Here is a 424-nt window from a genome sequence, read left to right on the forward strand (position 1 = left end):
GGTCGGTGGTGATTTTTACAATTTCAAGACTCACCAAGTCTGTTGGAAATGCGTATCCTGGCAAAAGTCCTAACTCGAATAGGACTTCTAACAACTGTTTTGACTCTAGAATATTTTTTTTCTTTGGATACCTAGCCTCGAGCTTATCGGCATACTCAGTTAGTTTTTCATGTAAATAATCAATTCGCTCGTTTAGAAGCTCGACCGTAATTAAAGATGAAAGATCAGTGTACCACTCAGTGAGACTTGTGAGCCTCTCGATACCTTCTTCGCTTGAACACCAGTATTTTAAATTTTTGATATTAGTATTTGCGTCATCATCTAAGAATGAACTCAGACTGCCCAAGTGAGTAAATATATTTGTTGCAACGTTAGTGTATCCAAGGGCTGGCTTAGCGTGCGTCTTGAAAAAAGCCCCTAATAT

General features: G+C 38.7%; 1 protein-coding gene. It reads right to left on the bottom strand.

Annotated elements, in window-relative coordinates; genetic code table 11:
- The coding region (locus VT06_RS18340) for a hypothetical protein (RefSeq protein ID WP_046555608.1) at positions 1–424 on the bottom strand (424 nt) is incomplete at both ends.

Source organism: Arsukibacterium sp. MJ3, assembly GCF_000987765.1.
In the GTDB taxonomy this organism is placed as follows: domain Bacteria; phylum Pseudomonadota; class Gammaproteobacteria; order Enterobacterales; family Alteromonadaceae; genus Alishewanella.